Raw genomic sequence first — 15142 nt, 5'->3', positions numbered from 1 at the left:
CGGCTCACAACTTCAGGTCGAGCAACCCATCGCCGAGATCCTCGTCAGACAACGTCTGCTGGATCAACGCGCGATGAGCCTGCTCGCTCCACAATTCGAATTTGTCGCCCATACCGAGCAGCACCGCCTTCTTTTCAATGCCAACGGCACCACGGTGGCTGGCGGGAATACTGATGCGGCCGTTGCCGTCCAGCTCCAGATGCGCGGCCGAACCGACCAGCTTCTGTTGCAGGAGGCGCACGACGCGCTGTGTGTTGGGCTTGGACATGACGTCGTCACGGACGCGTTCCCATTCCTGTTCGGCGTACAGCCACAGACAGCCGGACTCGAACGGGTTGTAGGTCAGGACCAGACGGTTGTTGCTCACACGCGCGACAAGGTCGCGATGCGCGGTCGGAACCGCCATGCGCCCTTTGTCGTCAACAGTGATGGCCGTCTCGCCTTGAAACACGACGTTTTCACCTTTCCTTCGCTTGGTGAAACATTGAACCACGAAAAACCACAAAAAACCCGGTTTCCCCTCTGATGCCCACCTTAGCAGTGCCGATTGGGTTGTCAACAACTTTGCGAAGAGGAAATCACTTTGAACATCAAGGGCTTGCAGCAATGTTTAGAGACTTGTTCAAGGCTTATCCACAAGTTGCTGTTTCGTCTCATTTTTTGAGATTTCGCCGAAGTTCAGGCCTGTGGAGGCCGCGTGAAACATCGCCCCGTATTCAGTCCGGACCGGGCCGCCATCGCCTCCGCCCTGCGCAGAACCGGCACAATGTGAGGCATGTGTCTGCTCGCCCTCGCCTGGAAAACCCACCCCCGCTGGCAGTTGGTGATGGCCGGTAACCGCGATGAGTTCCACATGCGGCCCACGGCTGCGCTCAGCCGCTGGCCCGCGCCTGAGGACGGCATCGCCGCCGGCCGTGACCTGCGCTCGGGCGGAACCTGGGCCGGGATCGGCCCGGACGGGCGGATGGCGGTGGTGACCAATGTGCGCGACCCGCAAGCCCGGCAGACCGGCCCCTCCCGCGGGGCGCTGGTAGCCGACTATCTGCGTGAGGCCGCGCCGGCCGCACTGTTCGCGGACGAGCTCGCTCGGCGGGCAGTGGAATTCGCCCCCTTCAATCTATTACTGGCCGATCGCGACAGTTGCCAGTTCCTGGGCAACCACCCCCTGCACCGCCAGTCACTGGCGCCGGGCATCCATGGCATGTCCAACGGTCCGCTGGATGCGCCGTGGCCGAAAACCGTGGCATTGAACGCCGCCCTGCGCACATGGGTGGACCTCGGCAATGACGACCTGGCTCCGCTATGGGACGCCCTGCGCGACGAGACCCGCGCCGACGATAGCGCGCTGCCGGAGACCGGCATCGGCTTGGCGCGCGAGCGCTGGCTGTCATCCGCCTTCATCCGCAGCCCCGAGTACGGCACCCGCGCCAGCACGATCATCGCGCTGGACGCCAACGGCCACGGCTTCATCACCGAGCGGCGGTTCGATGCGGAGGGTGTCTGTGTGGGTGAAACGACGTTGACGGCGCAAGGCTGAGCCGCCCCGGGACAGCACCGTGATCACCGGGCACCCAAAGCCCAGAACAATCAGGCGGAGTAACAGCCCCTTCAGTAAGCGGGCGCACCGTCAGGCGCGGGGAATTGGAGGCTGGTAGCCGGGGCCCCAAGGTTTGCGCTGCAAACCTTGGGGCTTTTTTCGCGAATCGCGAAAAAAGCGGCGGAGCCGGCCGATAAGCCGGGTTTTGTCGTGGACAGTCATTCTTCTAGGCGATGCGTCACCGCAGCGCTCAAGCAACCTACCCGGACCCGACGCGGGCCACGCCATTAGGTCCCTATTTGGTCTTGCTCCAGGTGGGGTTTGCCGTGCCGGTCTGTTACCAGACTCGCGGTGCGCTCTTACCGCACCATTTCACCCTTACCGGCTTCCCGAAGGAAACGTAGGCGGTATCTTTCTGTTGCACTTTCCGTCGGCTTGCGCCGCCCAGGCGTTACCTGGCACCTTGCCCTGTGGAGCCCGGACTTTCCTCGGCATCCGCAAGGGATGACGCGACTGTCTGGCCGACTCCGCCACGCGCATTGTCCCACAAAACAAGGACCATCGCGGTTACCCGCCGTACAACGCCTTGCGCGGGGCACCGGTGATTTCCGCCGCCAGCTTGGCCGCGGTCGAGGGCGGCAGGTGCTCGCTCAGCTTGGCGTACAGACGCCGGCCCTGGACCAACTGAGCCTCCTCATCGTCGGCCGCGCCCTGCACCATCACCACGAACTCGCCCTTGCGCTGGTTGTCGTCCGCCTCGACCTGCTGCAGCAGCGAGGCCAGGTCGCCATCCAGCACGGTCTCGAACAGCTTGGTCAGCTCGCGCGCCAGCACCGCGGGGCGCTCCGGCCCGAAGGCCGCGATCATGTCCGCCAGCGAGTCGGTGATCCGGTGCGAGGATTCATAGAACACCAGCGTGCGGGTTTCACCGGCCAGCGCGTTGAGGCGCTCACGGCGACCGGAGGCCTTGGCCGGCAGGAAGCCTTCGAAGGTGAAGCGGTCGCTGGGCAGGCCGGCCACGCTGAGCGCGGCGATCGCGGCACAGGCACCGGGGATCGGGCTGACCTTGATCCCGGCGTCGCGCGCCGCGCGCACCAGGCGATAGCCCGGGTCGCTGACCAGCGGCGTACCGGCATCACTGACCAGGGCCAGCGATTCGCCCGCCAGCAGGCGCGCCACGATCCGCTTCGACAACGCTTCTTCATTGTGGTCATGCAGCGCCACCAACGGCTGCTGGATGCCGAAGTGGGCCAGCAGCTGGCCGCTGCGGCGGGTGTCCTCGGCGCAGATCGCGGCCACCGAACGCAGCACGTCCTGCGCGCGCGGGGTCAGATCGGCGAGGTTGCCGATCGGGGTGGCAACGACATACAGCGTGGGGACAGCACTCATCAGCGGCTCTTCCGTGGTCAAGGGTAGAATCGTACCGTTCCCCGGCCACGGCCGCTGCCCCCATCGAATGGACCTGATCATGAACAAGCCCGTCGTACGGATCTCCGCCCTTTCGTTGTCGCTGATGCTGCTTGCCGGCTGCGCCACGACCAGCTTCACCACTGCGCCGGAATCACCGGCCCAGAGCCAGGCCCTGGCGCTGATCGAGCAGGGCAAGCCGCGCGATGCGGCGGTCCAGCTGGAAGCGCTGGCCAACACCCTGCGCGGCAGCGCCCGCAGCGCCGCGCTGGCCGATGCCGCCTTCGCCTGGCACGAAGCCGGCGATGCCACCCGCGCCCGCACGCTGCTGGCCCAGGTCACTGCGCGCCAGCTCAGCGGCGCCAGCCTGCAGCGGTATCAGCTGACCACCGCCGAGCTGGCCTTGGCCGACAAGCAGCCGGCGCAGGCGCTGGCCGCGCTGAAAGAACCGGCCGACGCGGTCATCCCGTCATTGCGCACCCGCTGGCAGCTGGCGCGCGCCAACGCATTGCAGGCCACCGGCGACAATCTCGGGGCCGCGCTGGAGCGCGCCCGTGCGCACGCCGCGCTGACCGGCAAGGCGCGTACCGACAATCAGCAGGCCATCGCCGGCCTGCTCGGCACGCTGGACGACACCACCCTGCGCACCCGCGCGGCGGCGCTGCCGGCCAACGAGCCCCTGTACAACTTCGCCGGCCGTGCGCTGATCGCCCGTGGCCTGCCGCTGCCGCGTCCGTTTGATCGCGAAGGCGCCTCACAGTTCGATACCAGCAAGCGCCCGCCGGCGATGAGCGATGGCTATCGTCCACCCGTGAAGATGGCCGTGCTGCTGCCGCTCAGTGGCCGCCTGGCCACCGCTGCGCAGCCGGTCCGCGATGGTCTGCTCAGCGGCTACTACGGTGAAACCCGCCGTCGCCCGGACATCCAGTTCATCGATACCGCCGGCACCGCGGCCGGTGCCGTGGCCGCCTACGACAAGGCAGTCACCGCCGGTGCCGACTTCATCGTCGGCCCGCTGGGGCGCGACGAAGTGGATGCCGTGTTCGGCCGCCGCGAGCTGCCGGTGCCGGTGCTCGCCCTGAACCGCGGCAAGGACACCCCACCGGCCGGCAGCGCCGGTTTCTCGCTGGCTCCGGAAGACGACGGCATCATCGCCGCCGAATACCTGCGCGGCCGCGAGCGCAGCAAGGTGCTGGTGATCCACAGCAACGACGACAACGGTCGCCGCGCCGCCGCCGCTTTCCGCGAGCGCTTCGCGCAGCGCGGTGGCCAGGTGGTGGCGACGATCGGCGTGAGCGATACGGTCGGCGACATCGGCGCGCAGGTGCGTGCGGCCGGCGCCATCGACGGTGTGTTGCTGGCAGTGAAGGCACCGCAGGCGCGTGCACTGACCCCGCAGCTGGCGCTGGCCGGTGCCGGTGGCGCGAGCCGCGTCGGCACCTCGCAGCTGACCGTCGGTACCGGCAAGCCGGAAGAGGACATGGCGCTGGACGGCATCGTCTACCCGAACGAAGCGTGGAACGTGCGCGGCGTGCCCGGCCTGCCGGCCGCTTCCACCGCCGGGCAGATGCTGCCCTCGGCGCGTGGCGCCTCCGGTCGCCTGTTCGCGTTCGGCTTCGATGCGTGGAAGATCAGCGCCTACCTGGACAAAGTTGCGACCGAAGGCGGCCTGGCCGGCGCTACCGGCACCCTGTTCCTGGACAGCAACGGCAATGTGCTGCGGGTGCCGGCATGGTCGACCTTCAGCGGTGGCCGGCCGATGCCCATCGCCACCAGCAATTAAGTCGCGTGCCGACCGGGCGCGCGGTGCGTGGCGCGGCGGTGGAAGCCGCCGCGCAGCAACACCTCCGGGAGGCCGGGCTGCGCCCGGTCACCACCAATGCGCGTTATCGCCGCGGTGAGATCGACCTGATCATGCGCGACGGCGATGTCGTCGTGTTCGTGGAAGTCCGCTACCGCGCGGACGCCCGCTTCGGCGGCGGCGCGGCCTCGGTGGACCGCCGCAAGCGACGCAAGCTGGTGATCGCCGCGCAGCTGTTCCTGCAATCGCATCCCTGGCTGGCCGAGCAGCCATGCCGCTTCGATGTCGTCGAAGCCGCCGGCGAGCCCCCGCAGCTGAACTGGCTGCGCGACGCGTTCCGGCTGGAAGACTGCTGATGCCTTCCATCTTCACCCACGCGGCCATTCCGCTGGCGCTGTGGTGCGCCGCGGATCGCGGCCGGATCTCCACGCCATTGCTGGCCGCCGGGGTGGTCGCGGCCATGCTGCCGGATGCGGACGTACTCGCGTTCGCATTGCACATTCCGTATGCCGACAGCTTCGGCCATCGGGGCGCCAGTCATTCGATGGTGTTCGCCGTACTGATGGCAGTGGTCGCCGCGCTGCTGCATCGGCGCCTGCGCGCCACGGCGGTGCAGGCGGCCGCGTTCGTCGGTCTTTGCGCGCTGTCGCATCCACTGCTGGATGCGCTCACCTCCGGCGGGCTTGGCGTCGCGTTGTGGTGGCCATGGAGCGGCGAACGCTACTTCGCCCCGTGGCGCCCGATCCGCGTCTCGCCCTTCGCGCCGCAGTTCTTCAGCGCACGCGGGATGGCGACCGTCCTTTCCGAACTGCGTTGGGTCTGGCTGCCACTGGCGCTGGCTGTGGTCGGCTGGCGAGCGATCCAACGTGCCCCTGCTGATTCCCGGACCTGATGATGACCCCTGCCCTGCCCCCTGCGTTCATTGCCACCCTGCATGCCCTGCTCGGCGAAGACGGTTGGCGAACGGATGACAGCGCACGCAACGCGCATGCCCAGGACAACTCGTGGCGGCACACGCTGCCGGCCGGTGTCGCCTTCCCGCGCGATCGCGAGCAGGTCGTCGCCCTGGTCCGCGCCTGCCGCGAGCACCGCATCGCGTTGGTCGCGCGTGGCGCAGGCACCGGCACCACGGGTGCGGCAGTGCCGATCGAAGGCAGCATCGTGCTCTCGTTCGCGCGGATGAACCGCATCCTTGCCATCCAGCCCGGCGACCGCTGCGCGGTGGTCGAGCCGGGCGTGCTCAATGGCGACCTGCAGCAGGCACTGATGCCACATGGCCTGTTCTGGCCACCGGACCCTTCCAGCGCGGAGATCTGCAGCATCGGCGGCAACCTGGCCTGCAATGCCGGCGGCCCGCGCGCGGTGAAGTACGGCACCAGCCGCGACAACGTGCTTGGCCTGGTGGCGGTCACCGGTGCCGGTGAACTGATCACCTGCGGCGGCCCATACACCAAGGACGCCACCGGCTACGACCTGACCCATCTACTGGTCGGCAGCGAAGGGACGCTGGCGCTGATCGTGGAAGCAACGTTGAAGCTGACCCCGCTGCCGGTGACGCAGGCGGGGCTGCGCGTGCTGTACCGCGATGCGGATGCTGCCGCGCAGGCGGTGTCGCGCCTGATGGCCCAGCCGGTGGTGCCCACCCGCCTGGAATTCATGGATGCGCGCAGCCTGGAGCTGCTGCGCCGCAATGGCGCCGAGGTGCCCGAGGCCGGCGCGATGCTGCTGGTGGAGGCTGATGGCGACCACGATACCCTGCCCTACCTGCTGCAGGCCCTGGCGGCGGCCGCCGAAGGCGACGGTCTGATCGCACTGGATGTGGCGATGGAAGGCAGCGCGCGCGAAACCCTGTGGGCCGCGCGCAAGGCGCTGTCACCGGCGCTGCGCAGCATCGCCCCGGGCAAGATCAACGAAGACGTGGTGGTGCCGGTCTCGCGCATTCCCGCGCTGGTCGCCGGGGTGCAGGCACTATCGGCGGAGTTCGATCTGCCCATCGTCACTTTCGGCCATGCCGGCAACGGCAACCTGCACGTCAACATCCTCTACCACCCGGACGATGCCGGCGAGAACGCACGCGCGCATGCGGCGCTGCCGCGCGTGTTCGCGCTGACGCTGGCACTGGGCGGCACACTGTCCGGCGAACACGGCATCGGCCTGGCCAAGCGCGATTTCATGGCACAGGCATTCACCCCGGCCACGCTGGCGGCGATGCGCGCGATCAAGGCCGCGCTGGATCCGGACGGGATTCTCAACCCGGGCAAGGTACTGCCGCCGGGGTGATGAGCGTCAGCGACGTTCGGAGAAGTGCTCGTAACCACCGTCGGTGGCGTCCGCATCGGCGCAGTGCACGCCCTCCCCTTCGACGATCCGGCCGATCCGGGTCAGCGGCAAACCCAGTGACGCCGACAAGGCATGGATCGCCTCGCGCTGCGACGGCGCGACGGTGAAGCACAGCTCGTAATCGTCGCCGCCACGCAGCGCGCAGTCGCGGGCACCCTCGCGCCCCAGCTGCTCGCGCAGCGCCGACGAGATCGGCAATGCATCGGCCTCGACTTCCGCGCGCACACCGCTGCGTGCCGCGATGTGGCCCAGGTCGGACAGCAGGCCATCGGAGATATCCACGGCCGCATGCGCGTAGGCCCGCAGGCGCAGGCCGAGCGTGACCCGCGGGATCGGACGCAGCAGGCGCTCGCGCAGCGTTTCGTCATCGCTGAGCAGCGTGGCCACCGCCACTTTCAAGCGGTTCTGCTGCCACAGGCGCAGCGCACCGGCGGCATCGCCCAGGGTGCCACTGACCCAGATGTCATCCCCGACCTGCGCACGATCGCGACGCAGGGCCTGGCCAGGCGCCACCTGCCCCATCGCGGTGACCGACAGCGACAGCGGACCGCGTGTGGTGTCGCCGCCAACCAGCACGATGTCGTGTTCGTCGGCCAGGGCGAAGAAGCCATCGGCGAAGGCTTCGATCCAGTCCGGGTCGGCCGTGGGCAGCGACAGCGCCAACGTGCACCACGCCGGACGGGCACCCATCGCGGCGAGATCGGAGAGGTTGACCGCGAGGGTTTTCCAGCCGATGTCGTAGGCCGGGGTTTCGGCCGGGAAATGCACGCCGCTGTTGAGCGTATCGGCGGTGATCACCAGCTGTTCGCCTGCACGCGGCTGCAACAACGCGGCGTCATCGCCGATGCCGAGCACGACATCGGCGCGCGCGGTGGTGCGCGCGCGGATGCGATCGATCAGATCAAATTCGGCAAGGGACATGGGGCGGATCAGCCCCCGTTTTCGACCTTGCGCCACTCGGCCGAAGCACGGTCCAGCACGCCATTGACGTAGGTGTGGCCATGCTCGGAGCCGAAGCGCTTGGCCGACTCGATCGCTTCGTTGATCACGACGCGGTACGGCACGTCCAGGCGGTAACGCATTTCGTAGGCGGCCACGCGCAGCGCGGCGCGTTCGATCGCGTCCACTTCTTCGATGCCGCGGTCCAGGTACGGGTCCAGCGCCGCGTCCAGGTCCTTGCGGTTGTCCAGCACGCCATGCACCAGCGCTTCGAAATAGGCCAGATCGGCAATTTCGCGGGCCTGTTCGTGGGCGAACTGGGCGATCACGCTCTGCGCGTTACCACCGGAGATCTGCCACGCATAGATCGCCTGCAGGGCACGACGACGCGCGCGCGAGCGCAGCACGGGGTCGACGCCATCACGGCGGACGGGTTTACCGGAGGGCTTGCCCGGGTTTGACTTGTTCATGGCAGCTGCTCCAGAAGATTGACCATTTCCAACGCCGACAGTGCGGCTTCCTCACCCTTGTTGCCGTGGCTGCCACCGGCGCGGGCCTCGGCATCCTCGACCCGTTCCACCGCCAGCACGCCATTGAGCACCGGCACGCCGAAGTCCAGCTGCACACGCATCAGGCCTTCGGCGCAGCGGTCGGCCACGTGTTCGTAATGGCGGGTATCGCCGCGGATCACACAGCCCAGGGTGATGATCGCGGCATGCTGATGGGCGGCGGCCAGGCGTGCAGCGACCAGCGGCAGTTCCCACGCGCCAGGCACGCGGATCACATCGATGGCGGACTCGTCGATCCCGTTGCCGGCCAGGCTCTTGCGCGCGCCGGCCACCAGCACGTCGGTGATGCGGGCATTCCAGCGGCTGGCGAGGATGGCGAAACGGGCCGTTTCGGGGGTGCGAAGGTCGCCTTCGTAGTGACTCATGTTCGGCGGGGGATCCAAAAGGTTGATTAGTTTAACGCGCGCGGGCGCCCTACGCGGTCCACGCGGCCTCAATGAGGGCTGGGAACGCCGCGTGATCGCCGGGCAGTGCCCGGCGCCACGCGGCGGATCCGGTCACGGCGTGACCGTCTCGACCACTTCCAGGCCATACCCGGCCAGGCCTACCTGGCGGCGGGGGGTGCCCAGCACGCGCAGCTTGCCCAGGCCCAGGTCGGACAGGATCTGCGCCCCGGCACCATTGCGGCGCCACTGCCCTACATCCTTGTCCTTGCCGGGGGTGACCGGGGCCGGCTGCTGGCGCAGGCGGGCCAGCAGGCTGTTGGTGTCGCGCGGCGCGGACAGCACCACCATCACGCCCCGCTCGGCGGCGGCGATCGCGCGCAGGGCATCGGTGGAGGCCACGCCGAAATCATCGCGGCGCCAGTGCAGCAGATCGGCCAGCGGGTTCTCGACCTGCACGCGGACCAGGGTCGGCTCGGCATCCGGGGTGCCGCGGACCAGCGCGAAGTGCAGGTCGTGGGCGATCCGGTCGCGGTAGGTGACCAGCGTGAACGGGCCGAACTCGGTCTCGATCTCGCGTTCGTCCACGCGCTCGACGGTTTTTTCAGTCGCCAGGCGATAGGCGATCAGGTCGGCGATCGAGCCCATCTTCAATCCGTGCTCGCGGGCGAACACTTCCAGCTCCGGCCGGCGCGCCATGCTGCCGTCCGGGTTGAGGATCTCCACCAGTACGCCGGCCGGCTCCAGGCCCGCCAGCATCGCCAGATCGACACCGGCCTCGGTATGCCCGGCGCGGGTCAGCACGCCGCCCGGCTGGGCGATCAGCGGGAAGATGTGGCCCGGCTGATGCAGGTCGGCCGGCTTGGCATCGGGCTTCACCGCGGTGCGGATGGTGTGCGCACGGTCGTAGGCCGAGATGCCGGTGGTGACGCCTTCGGCGGCCTCGATGCTGACCGTGAAGTTGGTCTGGAACTGCGCGGTATTGGCCTGCACCATCGGCGCCAGGCCCAGATCGGCGGCGCGCTCGCGGGTGAGCGGCAGGCACACCAGGCCACGGCCATGGGTGACCATGAAGTTGATGTCCGAGGGCTTGACCAGCTCGGCGGCCATGATCAGGTCGCCTTCGTTCTCGCGGTCTTCGTCATCGACGATGACAACCATGCGGCCGAGGCGGATGTCCTCGAGGATCTCCGGAATGGGGGCGAAATTCATGCGCGTGCTCCTGCACCCAACAAACGTTCGACGTAACGGGCGACCAGATCAATTTCAAGATTGACCGCACTGCCCACGGCCGTCGCAGCGAAGGCGGTGTTGGCGACGGTATGCGGGATGAGGGCGACTTCGAAGCCCTGCTCGTCCACCTCGTTGACGGTCAGGCTGACCCCATCCACGCAGATCGAGCCCTTCTTGGCGATGTAGCGCAGCAGCGCCGTCGGCGCGGCGAAGCGCCAGCGCTGGGCGCGGGCGTCGTCGTGCACCGACAGCACCTGCCCGAGGCCGTCAACATGGCCGCTGACCAGATGGCCGCCAAGGCGGTCGGTCGGGCGCATCGCGCGTTCAAGATTGATGACCGCGCCGTCGGTCAGTTGACCCAGCGTGGTCAGGCCCAGCGTCTCGGTGGAGGCGTCGGCCTGGAAGCTCGTCGCGTCATAGGCGATGACAGTGAGGCAGACCCCGTTGATGGCGATGCTCTCGCCCATCTGCACGTTCTCGAACGGCAGGGTGCCCACGTCAAAGGTAAAGCGGACATCGCCGCCAAGGGGGTCGCGTGCGGCCAGACGGCCGACGCCTTCGATGATTCCAGTAAACAAGGAACGTTCTCCGCGGAAAGTGAGCGAAAAACGCCGCAAGGCATATAGGTGCACGCCGAGCGCAAGGCCCGGCCGCACCGTCTTCTTTCATCCGGACTATACCGTCGGCTCCGGCATCGGACCGGATCTGCTGACCTTCCCGGGGACCGGGAAGCGCTCGCGGGCTCGTGCTTGCGCACCTACCGCCGGTGGGGAATCGCACCCCGCCCTGAAGACGTTTGTGTACCGGCGAACCGGCCCGGCTAGTGTAACAGGGCACCCTGACTGGGGGCTTTAAGTTAAATAAGTGTTAAGCTTCACCCCTCAGCACCATTCCCATGAACGGTGGGGAGATGCACATCGCTTACTGATCGGGCTGCGGCGTCCGCGCTGCGCCCTGATCGAACGGGTCCCGCAAGGGACCCGTTTTTTATAGGCGCAGCAGCGAACGCAGGTCGCTGCCCACGTGCCGCTGGTCTACCACGCGCATGCGGCGCTGCTGGTCCATCGCATGGATACCCAGCCCAGACAGCAGCGGCAGGCCGTGTTCACCGAGCAGCGTCGGAGCCTGATAGAGCAGCAGTTCGTCGACCCAGCCACCGGCCAGCAGCGCGCCGGCCAAGGTCGCGCCGGCCTCGGTATGCACTTCATTGATGCCGCGCTCGGCCAGCAGGGCCAGCACTGCGCCCAGATCCAGCCGACCGTCATGGCTGGGTACGCTGGCGAACTCGGCATCGGCGGCATCCGGCGGGCTGACCGCGGCGTCATGCACGTACAGGGTAGGCGCCCCGCCCTCGCGCACCCGCGCACATTCAAGCGAGCGCAGCCGCGCATCGAGTACCACCCGCAACGGCGGCAATACCTCGGTATCGGCCAGCCGCACGGTCAACATCGGGTCATCGGCCGACACGGTCGCCGCGCCGGTGAGAATCGCACCCGCACGCGCACGCCAGTGCTGCACATCTTCGCGGGCGGCCGCACCGGTGATCCACTTGGAGCTGCCATCGGCCATCGCGGTACGGCCGTCCAGACTGGCCGCAAGCTTCACCCGCACCCAGGGGCGCCCGCGTTCGATGCGTGACAGGAACCCGTGGTTGAGTTCGCGTGCCTGGGCGGCCATCAGGCCTTCGGCCACCTCGATACCCGCCTCGCGCAGCAGCACGAAACCGCCGCCGTCGACCTTCGGGAAGGGATCGCGCATCGCCGCGACCACACGGCTCACGCCGGCATCGATCAGGGCCAGGGCGCATGGCGGTGTCCGGCCATGATGCGCGCAGGGTTCCAGGGTGACGTAGGCGGTGGCATCGCGCGCCTGTTCACCGGCCTGGCGCAGTGCGAAGACTTCCGCATGCGGACCGCCGGTACGCTGGTGCCAGCCCTCGCCGACCACCACCTCGTCGCGTGCGATGACACAACCCACCATCGGGTTGGGCCGCGCGGTGTACGCGGCGCGCTCGGCCAGGCGCAGCGCATGCGCCATGTGCTGGTGGTCGAGAGCGGTAAATTCGGTCATGGCGGTGAGCATCTGGCGGCAGGCAGCCGCGATGGTAGCTCAGCCGTGGTGGCCGCGATGCGGCGCAGGCTCAGCCTTTCTTTTTCTTGGTCAGCGCGATCACATCGCCGAGCAGCTGCAGCTGTTCAGTGCTGGACGGCAGCTCGCGCTCCAGCTTCTCGATTTCCTCGCGGAAATCGGCAACGTCTTCGAAGCTGCGGTATACCGAGGCAAACCGCACGTAGCCGACATGGTCGAGCTTGCGCAGCTCGTTCATCACGAACTCGCCGACCTTGATCGACGGAATCTCGCGCTCACCGCAGATACGCGCCTGCTGCATCACCGCGCGCACCGCCAACTCGATCTTGTCTTCGGGCACCGGGCGCTTCTGCAGCGCGCGATCGAAGCCGCTACGGACCTTGCGAGCGTCGAAGGCCTCGCGGCTGCCGTCGCTTTTCACGATCGCCGGCAGTTTCAGTTCGATGGTTTCCAGGGTGCTGAAGCGCTCGTTGCAGGCCTCGCACTCGCGGCGACGCCGGATCGTCGCGCCGTCTTCGGAGACGCGCGAGTCGATTACACGGGTGTCGGCATGCTGGCAGAACGGACAGTACATGGAACGCCTTACATCGGGAAAACGTCATGCCGTGGTCACGGCAGCGTCGCAACGGTACCTGAGAGGGACCGGCTACAGCAAATGGACGGGGGAGAGTCCAGCCCTGTCTAGGCGGACTGCCGACGCAACCACAGCAGGTGCGCCGCACAGGAGAACAGCGGGAGGCCTGCCATCACGAGCAGGGCGGCCGCTGGCGCGGGCCCATCGGACAGATGAATGTGGAAGATCGACCGCACCAGACCCGCCCAGGCAATGCCGGTTGCCACGAGCGCGGCCAGCAGACCAGCCCACCACATCGGTGATGCCGCCCGGAGTGCGTCCGCGCCGCCCTGCCACCAGCGCCGGGCAAGGGCGAGCCATATCATGATGATGAGACTTGCCGTGCCAAACCAGGCCGCTGCCCAGCCCGGCGCGTCGCCCGGCCCGCCGTACTGGTGGAGGACGTCACGCAGGCACAGCCCCACCCCCACAAACACCGCCACGGCATGAGGCAGTCCAAACACGCCCACGTGCAGCAGCATCCCTCGCCGCTGTCTGCGATGGATCTCCATCCGGTCAGGTGCCTTGGGTACGCCGCAGCTGCAGCAGCATGACGGCAGGCAGCAACAGCGGCGGCCCCGCCAGCAGCAGCACCAGCGCCGTTGGACTGGCGGCGGCCTGCCAGACCGCCATACCGACGACTGCCACGGCGGCCAGTGCTCCAAGACCCAATGCCGCCCACGGCCAAGGCCCGCTGTCGCGCAGGCCGGTGCGTCCCGCTCGAAGATAACGGCCGCTCAACCACAGCCAGCCGATGACCCCGATCAGGCCCGCACTGCCCCAGCCCCCGATCAACAGGCGCGAGGCGCGATCGAGATAGGCCGGTTCGACGAACGCGACCCAGACCCCGATGGCGGCGAAGGTGCCGCCGCCGGCCATCCCTACGATGCCGCAGATCAGGGCCAGCACGGCGTAGGTACGCCGTTGCCGGCCCTCGTCCATATCAGCCGTAGACCGGGTACTTGCGGCACTGCGCGCTGACCGCGTCGCGGACGCGGGCGATCACCGCCTCGTCAGCCGGGGCGTCGAGCACATCGGCGATCCAGTTGGCCAGGTCCACGCAGTCCTGTTCCAAGTAACCGCGCGTGGTCACCGCCGGGGTGCCCAGGCGCAGGCCCGAGGTCACGAACGGCGAACGCGGGTCGTTCGGCACGGAGTTCTTGTTGACGGTGATGTGGGCCAGGCCGAGCGCGGCTTCGGCGTCCTTGCCCGAGACATCCTTGCCGATCATGTCGACCAGCATCAGGTGGTTCTGGGTGCCGCCGGAGACGATCTTGTAGCCACGCGCGATCAGCGTGTTGGCCATCGCCTGGGCGTTCTTGACCACCTGCTGCTGGTAGGCCTTGAAGCCCGGCTCCAGCGCTTCCTTGAAGGCCACGGCCTTGCCGGCGATGACGTGCATCAGCGGACCGCCCTGGATGCCCGGGAACACGATGGACTGCAGCTTCTTCTGCAGTTCTTCGCTGGCCCCCTTGGCGATGATGATGCCGCCGCGCGGGCCGCGCAGGGTCTTGTGGGTGGTGGAGGTGACCACGTGGGCGTGCGGCAGCGGGCTCGGGTAGACGCCGGCGGCGACCAGGCCGGCCACGTGTGCCATGTCCACGAACAGGTAGGCACCGACCTTGTCGGCGATCGCGCGGAAACGCGCCCAGTCGATGACCTGCGAGTAGGCCGAGAAGCCGGCGACGACCATCTTCGGCTTGTGCTCCAGCGCCAGACGCTCGACCTCGTCATAGTCGATCAGGCCCGCTTCGTCCACGCCGTACTGGATGGCGTTGAACAGCTTGCCCGAGGCGTTGACCTTGGCGCCGTGGGTGAGGTGACCACCATGGGCCAGGCTCATGCCCAGAATGGTGTCGCCCGGCTGCAGCAGCGCGAAGTAGACGGCCTGGTTGGCCTGCGAGCCGCTATGCGGCTGCACGTTGGCGTAGTCGGCGTCGAACAGCTGCTTGAGGCGGTCGATGGCCAGCTGCTCGGCGATGTCCACGTATTCGCAGCCACCGTAGTAGCGCTTGCCCGGGTAGCCCTCGGCGTACTTGTTGGTCAGCTGGCTGCCCTGGGCTTCCATCACCGCCGGGCTGGTGTAGTTCTCGCTGGCAATCAGCTCGACATGGTCTTCCTGGCGCTGGGTTTCGGCGGCAATGGCCTTGGCCAGTTCGGGATCGTAGGTTTCGATGCGGACGTCACGCGGGAACATCGCTTACTCCAGGACAGGGGATGAGGGAACGACAG

17 protein-coding genes, 1 other RNA gene and 1 riboswitch are annotated in these 15142 nt (G+C 67.9%); of the genes, 5 read left to right on the top strand and 13 right to left on the bottom strand.

Annotation, left to right across the window (positions count from 1 at the left end):
* Positions 1-4 precede the first annotated feature (4 nt).
* Positions 5-451, bottom strand: a complete 447-nt coding sequence (mraZ, locus tag AC13F7_RS16290) for a division/cell wall cluster transcriptional repressor MraZ (RefSeq protein WP_019182494.1) — start codon at positions 449-451, stop codon at positions 5-7.
* Positions 452-775: 324 nt separating this feature from the next.
* Between mraZ and AC13F7_RS16285 the strand changes: the two genes are divergently transcribed.
* A complete protein-coding gene (locus AC13F7_RS16285) occupies positions 776-1537 on the top strand; it encodes an NRDE family protein (protein ID WP_483002141.1) in 762 nt (253 codons plus the stop codon).
* A gap of 178 nt (positions 1538-1715) precedes the next feature.
* Here AC13F7_RS16285 and rnpB read toward each other — a convergent pair.
* Positions 1716-2066: RNase P RNA component class A (rnpB, locus tag AC13F7_RS16280), an RNA gene on the bottom strand.
* 38 nt (positions 2067-2104) lie between these two features.
* The gene (gene rsmI / locus AC13F7_RS16275; RefSeq protein WP_483002139.1) at positions 2105-2926 is read right to left on the bottom strand and encodes a 16S rRNA (cytidine(1402)-2'-O)-methyltransferase; all 822 of its coding nucleotides are present in this window, start codon (positions 2924-2926) and stop codon (positions 2105-2107) included.
* Between the two features lie 79 nt (positions 2927-3005).
* On the opposite strand from rsmI, the gene AC13F7_RS16270 reads away from it, so the two are divergent.
* From AC13F7_RS16270 to AC13F7_RS16255, 4 genes are read left to right on the top strand one after another with little or no spacing between them, the layout of a single operon-like run.
* Positions 3006-4727, top strand: coding sequence for a penicillin-binding protein activator (locus tag AC13F7_RS16270; protein WP_483002137.1), 1722 nt, complete (start codon positions 3006-3008; stop codon positions 4725-4727).
* Entirely contained in the window at positions 4676-5101 is a 426-nt protein-coding gene (locus tag AC13F7_RS16265; RefSeq protein ID WP_483002135.1) for a YraN family protein, read from the top strand. Before AC13F7_RS16270 ends, AC13F7_RS16265 begins: the two co-directional genes overlap by 52 nt.
* Positions 5101-5637: a metal-dependent hydrolase gene (locus AC13F7_RS16260; protein ID WP_483002133.1), complete on the top strand. Its 537-nt coding sequence runs from the start codon at positions 5101-5103 to the stop codon at positions 5635-5637. Before AC13F7_RS16265 ends, AC13F7_RS16260 begins: the two co-directional genes overlap by 1 nt.
* Before the next feature lie 2 nt (positions 5638-5639).
* Complete coding sequence (locus AC13F7_RS16255; RefSeq protein WP_483002131.1) at positions 5640-7025, top strand: FAD-binding oxidoreductase; 1386 nt, start codon at positions 5640-5642, stop codon at positions 7023-7025.
* 6 nt (positions 7026-7031) lie between these two features.
* On the opposite strand, the gene thiL is transcribed toward AC13F7_RS16255, so the two are convergent.
* From thiL to glyA, 10 genes are all read right to left on the bottom strand, one after another.
* Positions 7032-8006 (bottom strand): thiamine-phosphate kinase, encoded by a 975-nt coding sequence (gene thiL / locus AC13F7_RS16250; RefSeq protein ID WP_483002129.1) that lies wholly within the window; start codon positions 8004-8006, stop codon positions 7032-7034.
* A gap of 8 nt (positions 8007-8014) precedes the next feature.
* Positions 8015-8494: a transcription antitermination factor NusB gene (gene nusB, locus AC13F7_RS16245; protein WP_481468653.1), complete on the bottom strand. Its 480-nt coding sequence runs from the start codon at positions 8492-8494 to the stop codon at positions 8015-8017.
* Positions 8491-8958 (bottom strand): 6,7-dimethyl-8-ribityllumazine synthase, encoded by a 468-nt coding sequence (gene ribH, locus AC13F7_RS16240; RefSeq protein ID WP_483002127.1) that lies wholly within the window; start codon positions 8956-8958, stop codon positions 8491-8493. The genes nusB and ribH overlap by 4 nt, the downstream gene beginning before the upstream one ends.
* A 132-nt stretch (positions 8959-9090) precedes the next feature.
* Complete coding sequence (gene ribB / locus AC13F7_RS16235; RefSeq protein ID WP_481468650.1) at positions 9091-10188, bottom strand: 3,4-dihydroxy-2-butanone-4-phosphate synthase; 1098 nt, start codon at positions 10186-10188, stop codon at positions 9091-9093.
* The gene (locus AC13F7_RS16230) at positions 10185-10787 is read right to left on the bottom strand and encodes a riboflavin synthase (RefSeq protein ID WP_483002125.1); all 603 of its coding nucleotides are present in this window, start codon (positions 10785-10787) and stop codon (positions 10185-10187) included. Before AC13F7_RS16230 ends, ribB begins: the two co-directional genes overlap by 4 nt.
* Positions 10788-10862: 75 nt before the next feature.
* Positions 10863-11007, bottom strand: a riboswitch (FMN riboswitch).
* A gap of 189 nt (positions 11008-11196) precedes the next feature.
* Positions 11197-12279: a bifunctional diaminohydroxyphosphoribosylaminopyrimidine deaminase/5-amino-6-(5-phosphoribosylamino)uracil reductase RibD gene (gene ribD / locus AC13F7_RS16225; protein ID WP_483002123.1), complete on the bottom strand. Its 1083-nt coding sequence runs from the start codon at positions 12277-12279 to the stop codon at positions 11197-11199.
* Between the two features lie 70 nt (positions 12280-12349).
* Entirely contained in the window at positions 12350-12871 is a 522-nt protein-coding gene (gene nrdR / locus AC13F7_RS16220; RefSeq protein ID WP_019182518.1) for a transcriptional regulator NrdR, read from the bottom strand.
* A 107-nt stretch (positions 12872-12978) separates the two neighbouring features.
* Positions 12979-13422 carry a hypothetical protein gene (locus tag AC13F7_RS16215; RefSeq protein WP_483002121.1) on the bottom strand — a complete coding sequence of 148 codons (444 nt, stop codon included), beginning with the start codon at positions 13420-13422 and terminating at the stop codon, positions 12979-12981.
* A 4-nt stretch (positions 13423-13426) separates the two neighbouring features.
* The gene (locus AC13F7_RS16210) at positions 13427-13852 is read right to left on the bottom strand and encodes a hypothetical protein (protein WP_481468642.1); all 426 of its coding nucleotides are present in this window, start codon (positions 13850-13852) and stop codon (positions 13427-13429) included.
* 1 nt (position 13853) lies between these two features.
* Entirely contained in the window at positions 13854-15107 is a 1254-nt protein-coding gene (gene glyA, locus AC13F7_RS16205; protein ID WP_481468641.1) for a serine hydroxymethyltransferase, read from the bottom strand.
* Between the last annotated feature and the right edge of the window lie 35 nt (positions 15108-15142).

It is taken from the genome of Stenotrophomonas sp. K-6 (assembly GCF_056861555.1).
Note: the sequence above shows the minus strand (reverse complement) of the source record. Positions and strands in the feature narration are given on the sequence as shown.

What these genes read in the sequence shown, in the direction of transcription:
- AC13F7_RS16285 (WP_483002141.1), top strand. Translation starts at nt 776, where the DNA reads ATGTGTCTGCTCGCCCTCGCCTGGAAAACCCACCCCCGCTGGCAGTTG.
- rsmI (WP_483002139.1), bottom strand. Translation starts at nt 2,926, where the DNA reads ATGAGTGCTGTCCCCACGCTGTATGTCGTTGCCACCCCGATCGGCAAC.
- AC13F7_RS16270 (WP_483002137.1), top strand. Translation starts at nt 3,006, where the DNA reads ATGAACAAGCCCGTCGTACGGATCTCCGCCCTTTCGTTGTCGCTGATG.
- AC13F7_RS16265 (WP_483002135.1), top strand. Translation starts at nt 4,676, where the DNA reads ATGGTCGACCTTCAGCGGTGGCCGGCCGATGCCCATCGCCACCAGCAA.
- AC13F7_RS16260 (WP_483002133.1), top strand. Translation starts at nt 5,101, where the DNA reads ATGCCTTCCATCTTCACCCACGCGGCCATTCCGCTGGCGCTGTGGTGC.
- AC13F7_RS16255 (WP_483002131.1), top strand. Translation starts at nt 5,640, where the DNA reads ATGACCCCTGCCCTGCCCCCTGCGTTCATTGCCACCCTGCATGCCCTG.
- thiL (WP_483002129.1), bottom strand. Translation starts at nt 8,006, where the DNA reads ATGTCCCTTGCCGAATTTGATCTGATCGATCGCATCCGCGCGCGCACC.
- nusB (WP_481468653.1), bottom strand. Translation starts at nt 8,494, where the DNA reads ATGAACAAGTCAAACCCGGGCAAGCCCTCCGGTAAACCCGTCCGCCGT.
- ribH (WP_483002127.1), bottom strand. Translation starts at nt 8,958, where the DNA reads ATGAGTCACTACGAAGGCGACCTTCGCACCCCCGAAACGGCCCGTTTC.
- ribB (WP_481468650.1), bottom strand. Translation starts at nt 10,188, where the DNA reads ATGAATTTCGCCCCCATTCCGGAGATCCTCGAGGACATCCGCCTCGGC.
- ribD (WP_483002123.1), bottom strand. Translation starts at nt 12,279, where the DNA reads ATGACCGAATTTACCGCTCTCGACCACCAGCACATGGCGCATGCGCTG.
- nrdR (WP_019182518.1), bottom strand. Translation starts at nt 12,871, where the DNA reads ATGTACTGTCCGTTCTGCCAGCATGCCGACACCCGTGTAATCGACTCG.
- AC13F7_RS16215 (WP_483002121.1), bottom strand. Translation starts at nt 13,422, where the DNA reads ATGGAGATCCATCGCAGACAGCGGCGAGGGATGCTGCTGCACGTGGGC.
- AC13F7_RS16210 (WP_481468642.1), bottom strand. Translation starts at nt 13,852, where the DNA reads ATGGACGAGGGCCGGCAACGGCGTACCTACGCCGTGCTGGCCCTGATC.
- glyA (WP_481468641.1), bottom strand. Translation starts at nt 15,107, where the DNA reads ATGTTCCCGCGTGACGTCCGCATCGAAACCTACGATCCCGAACTGGCC.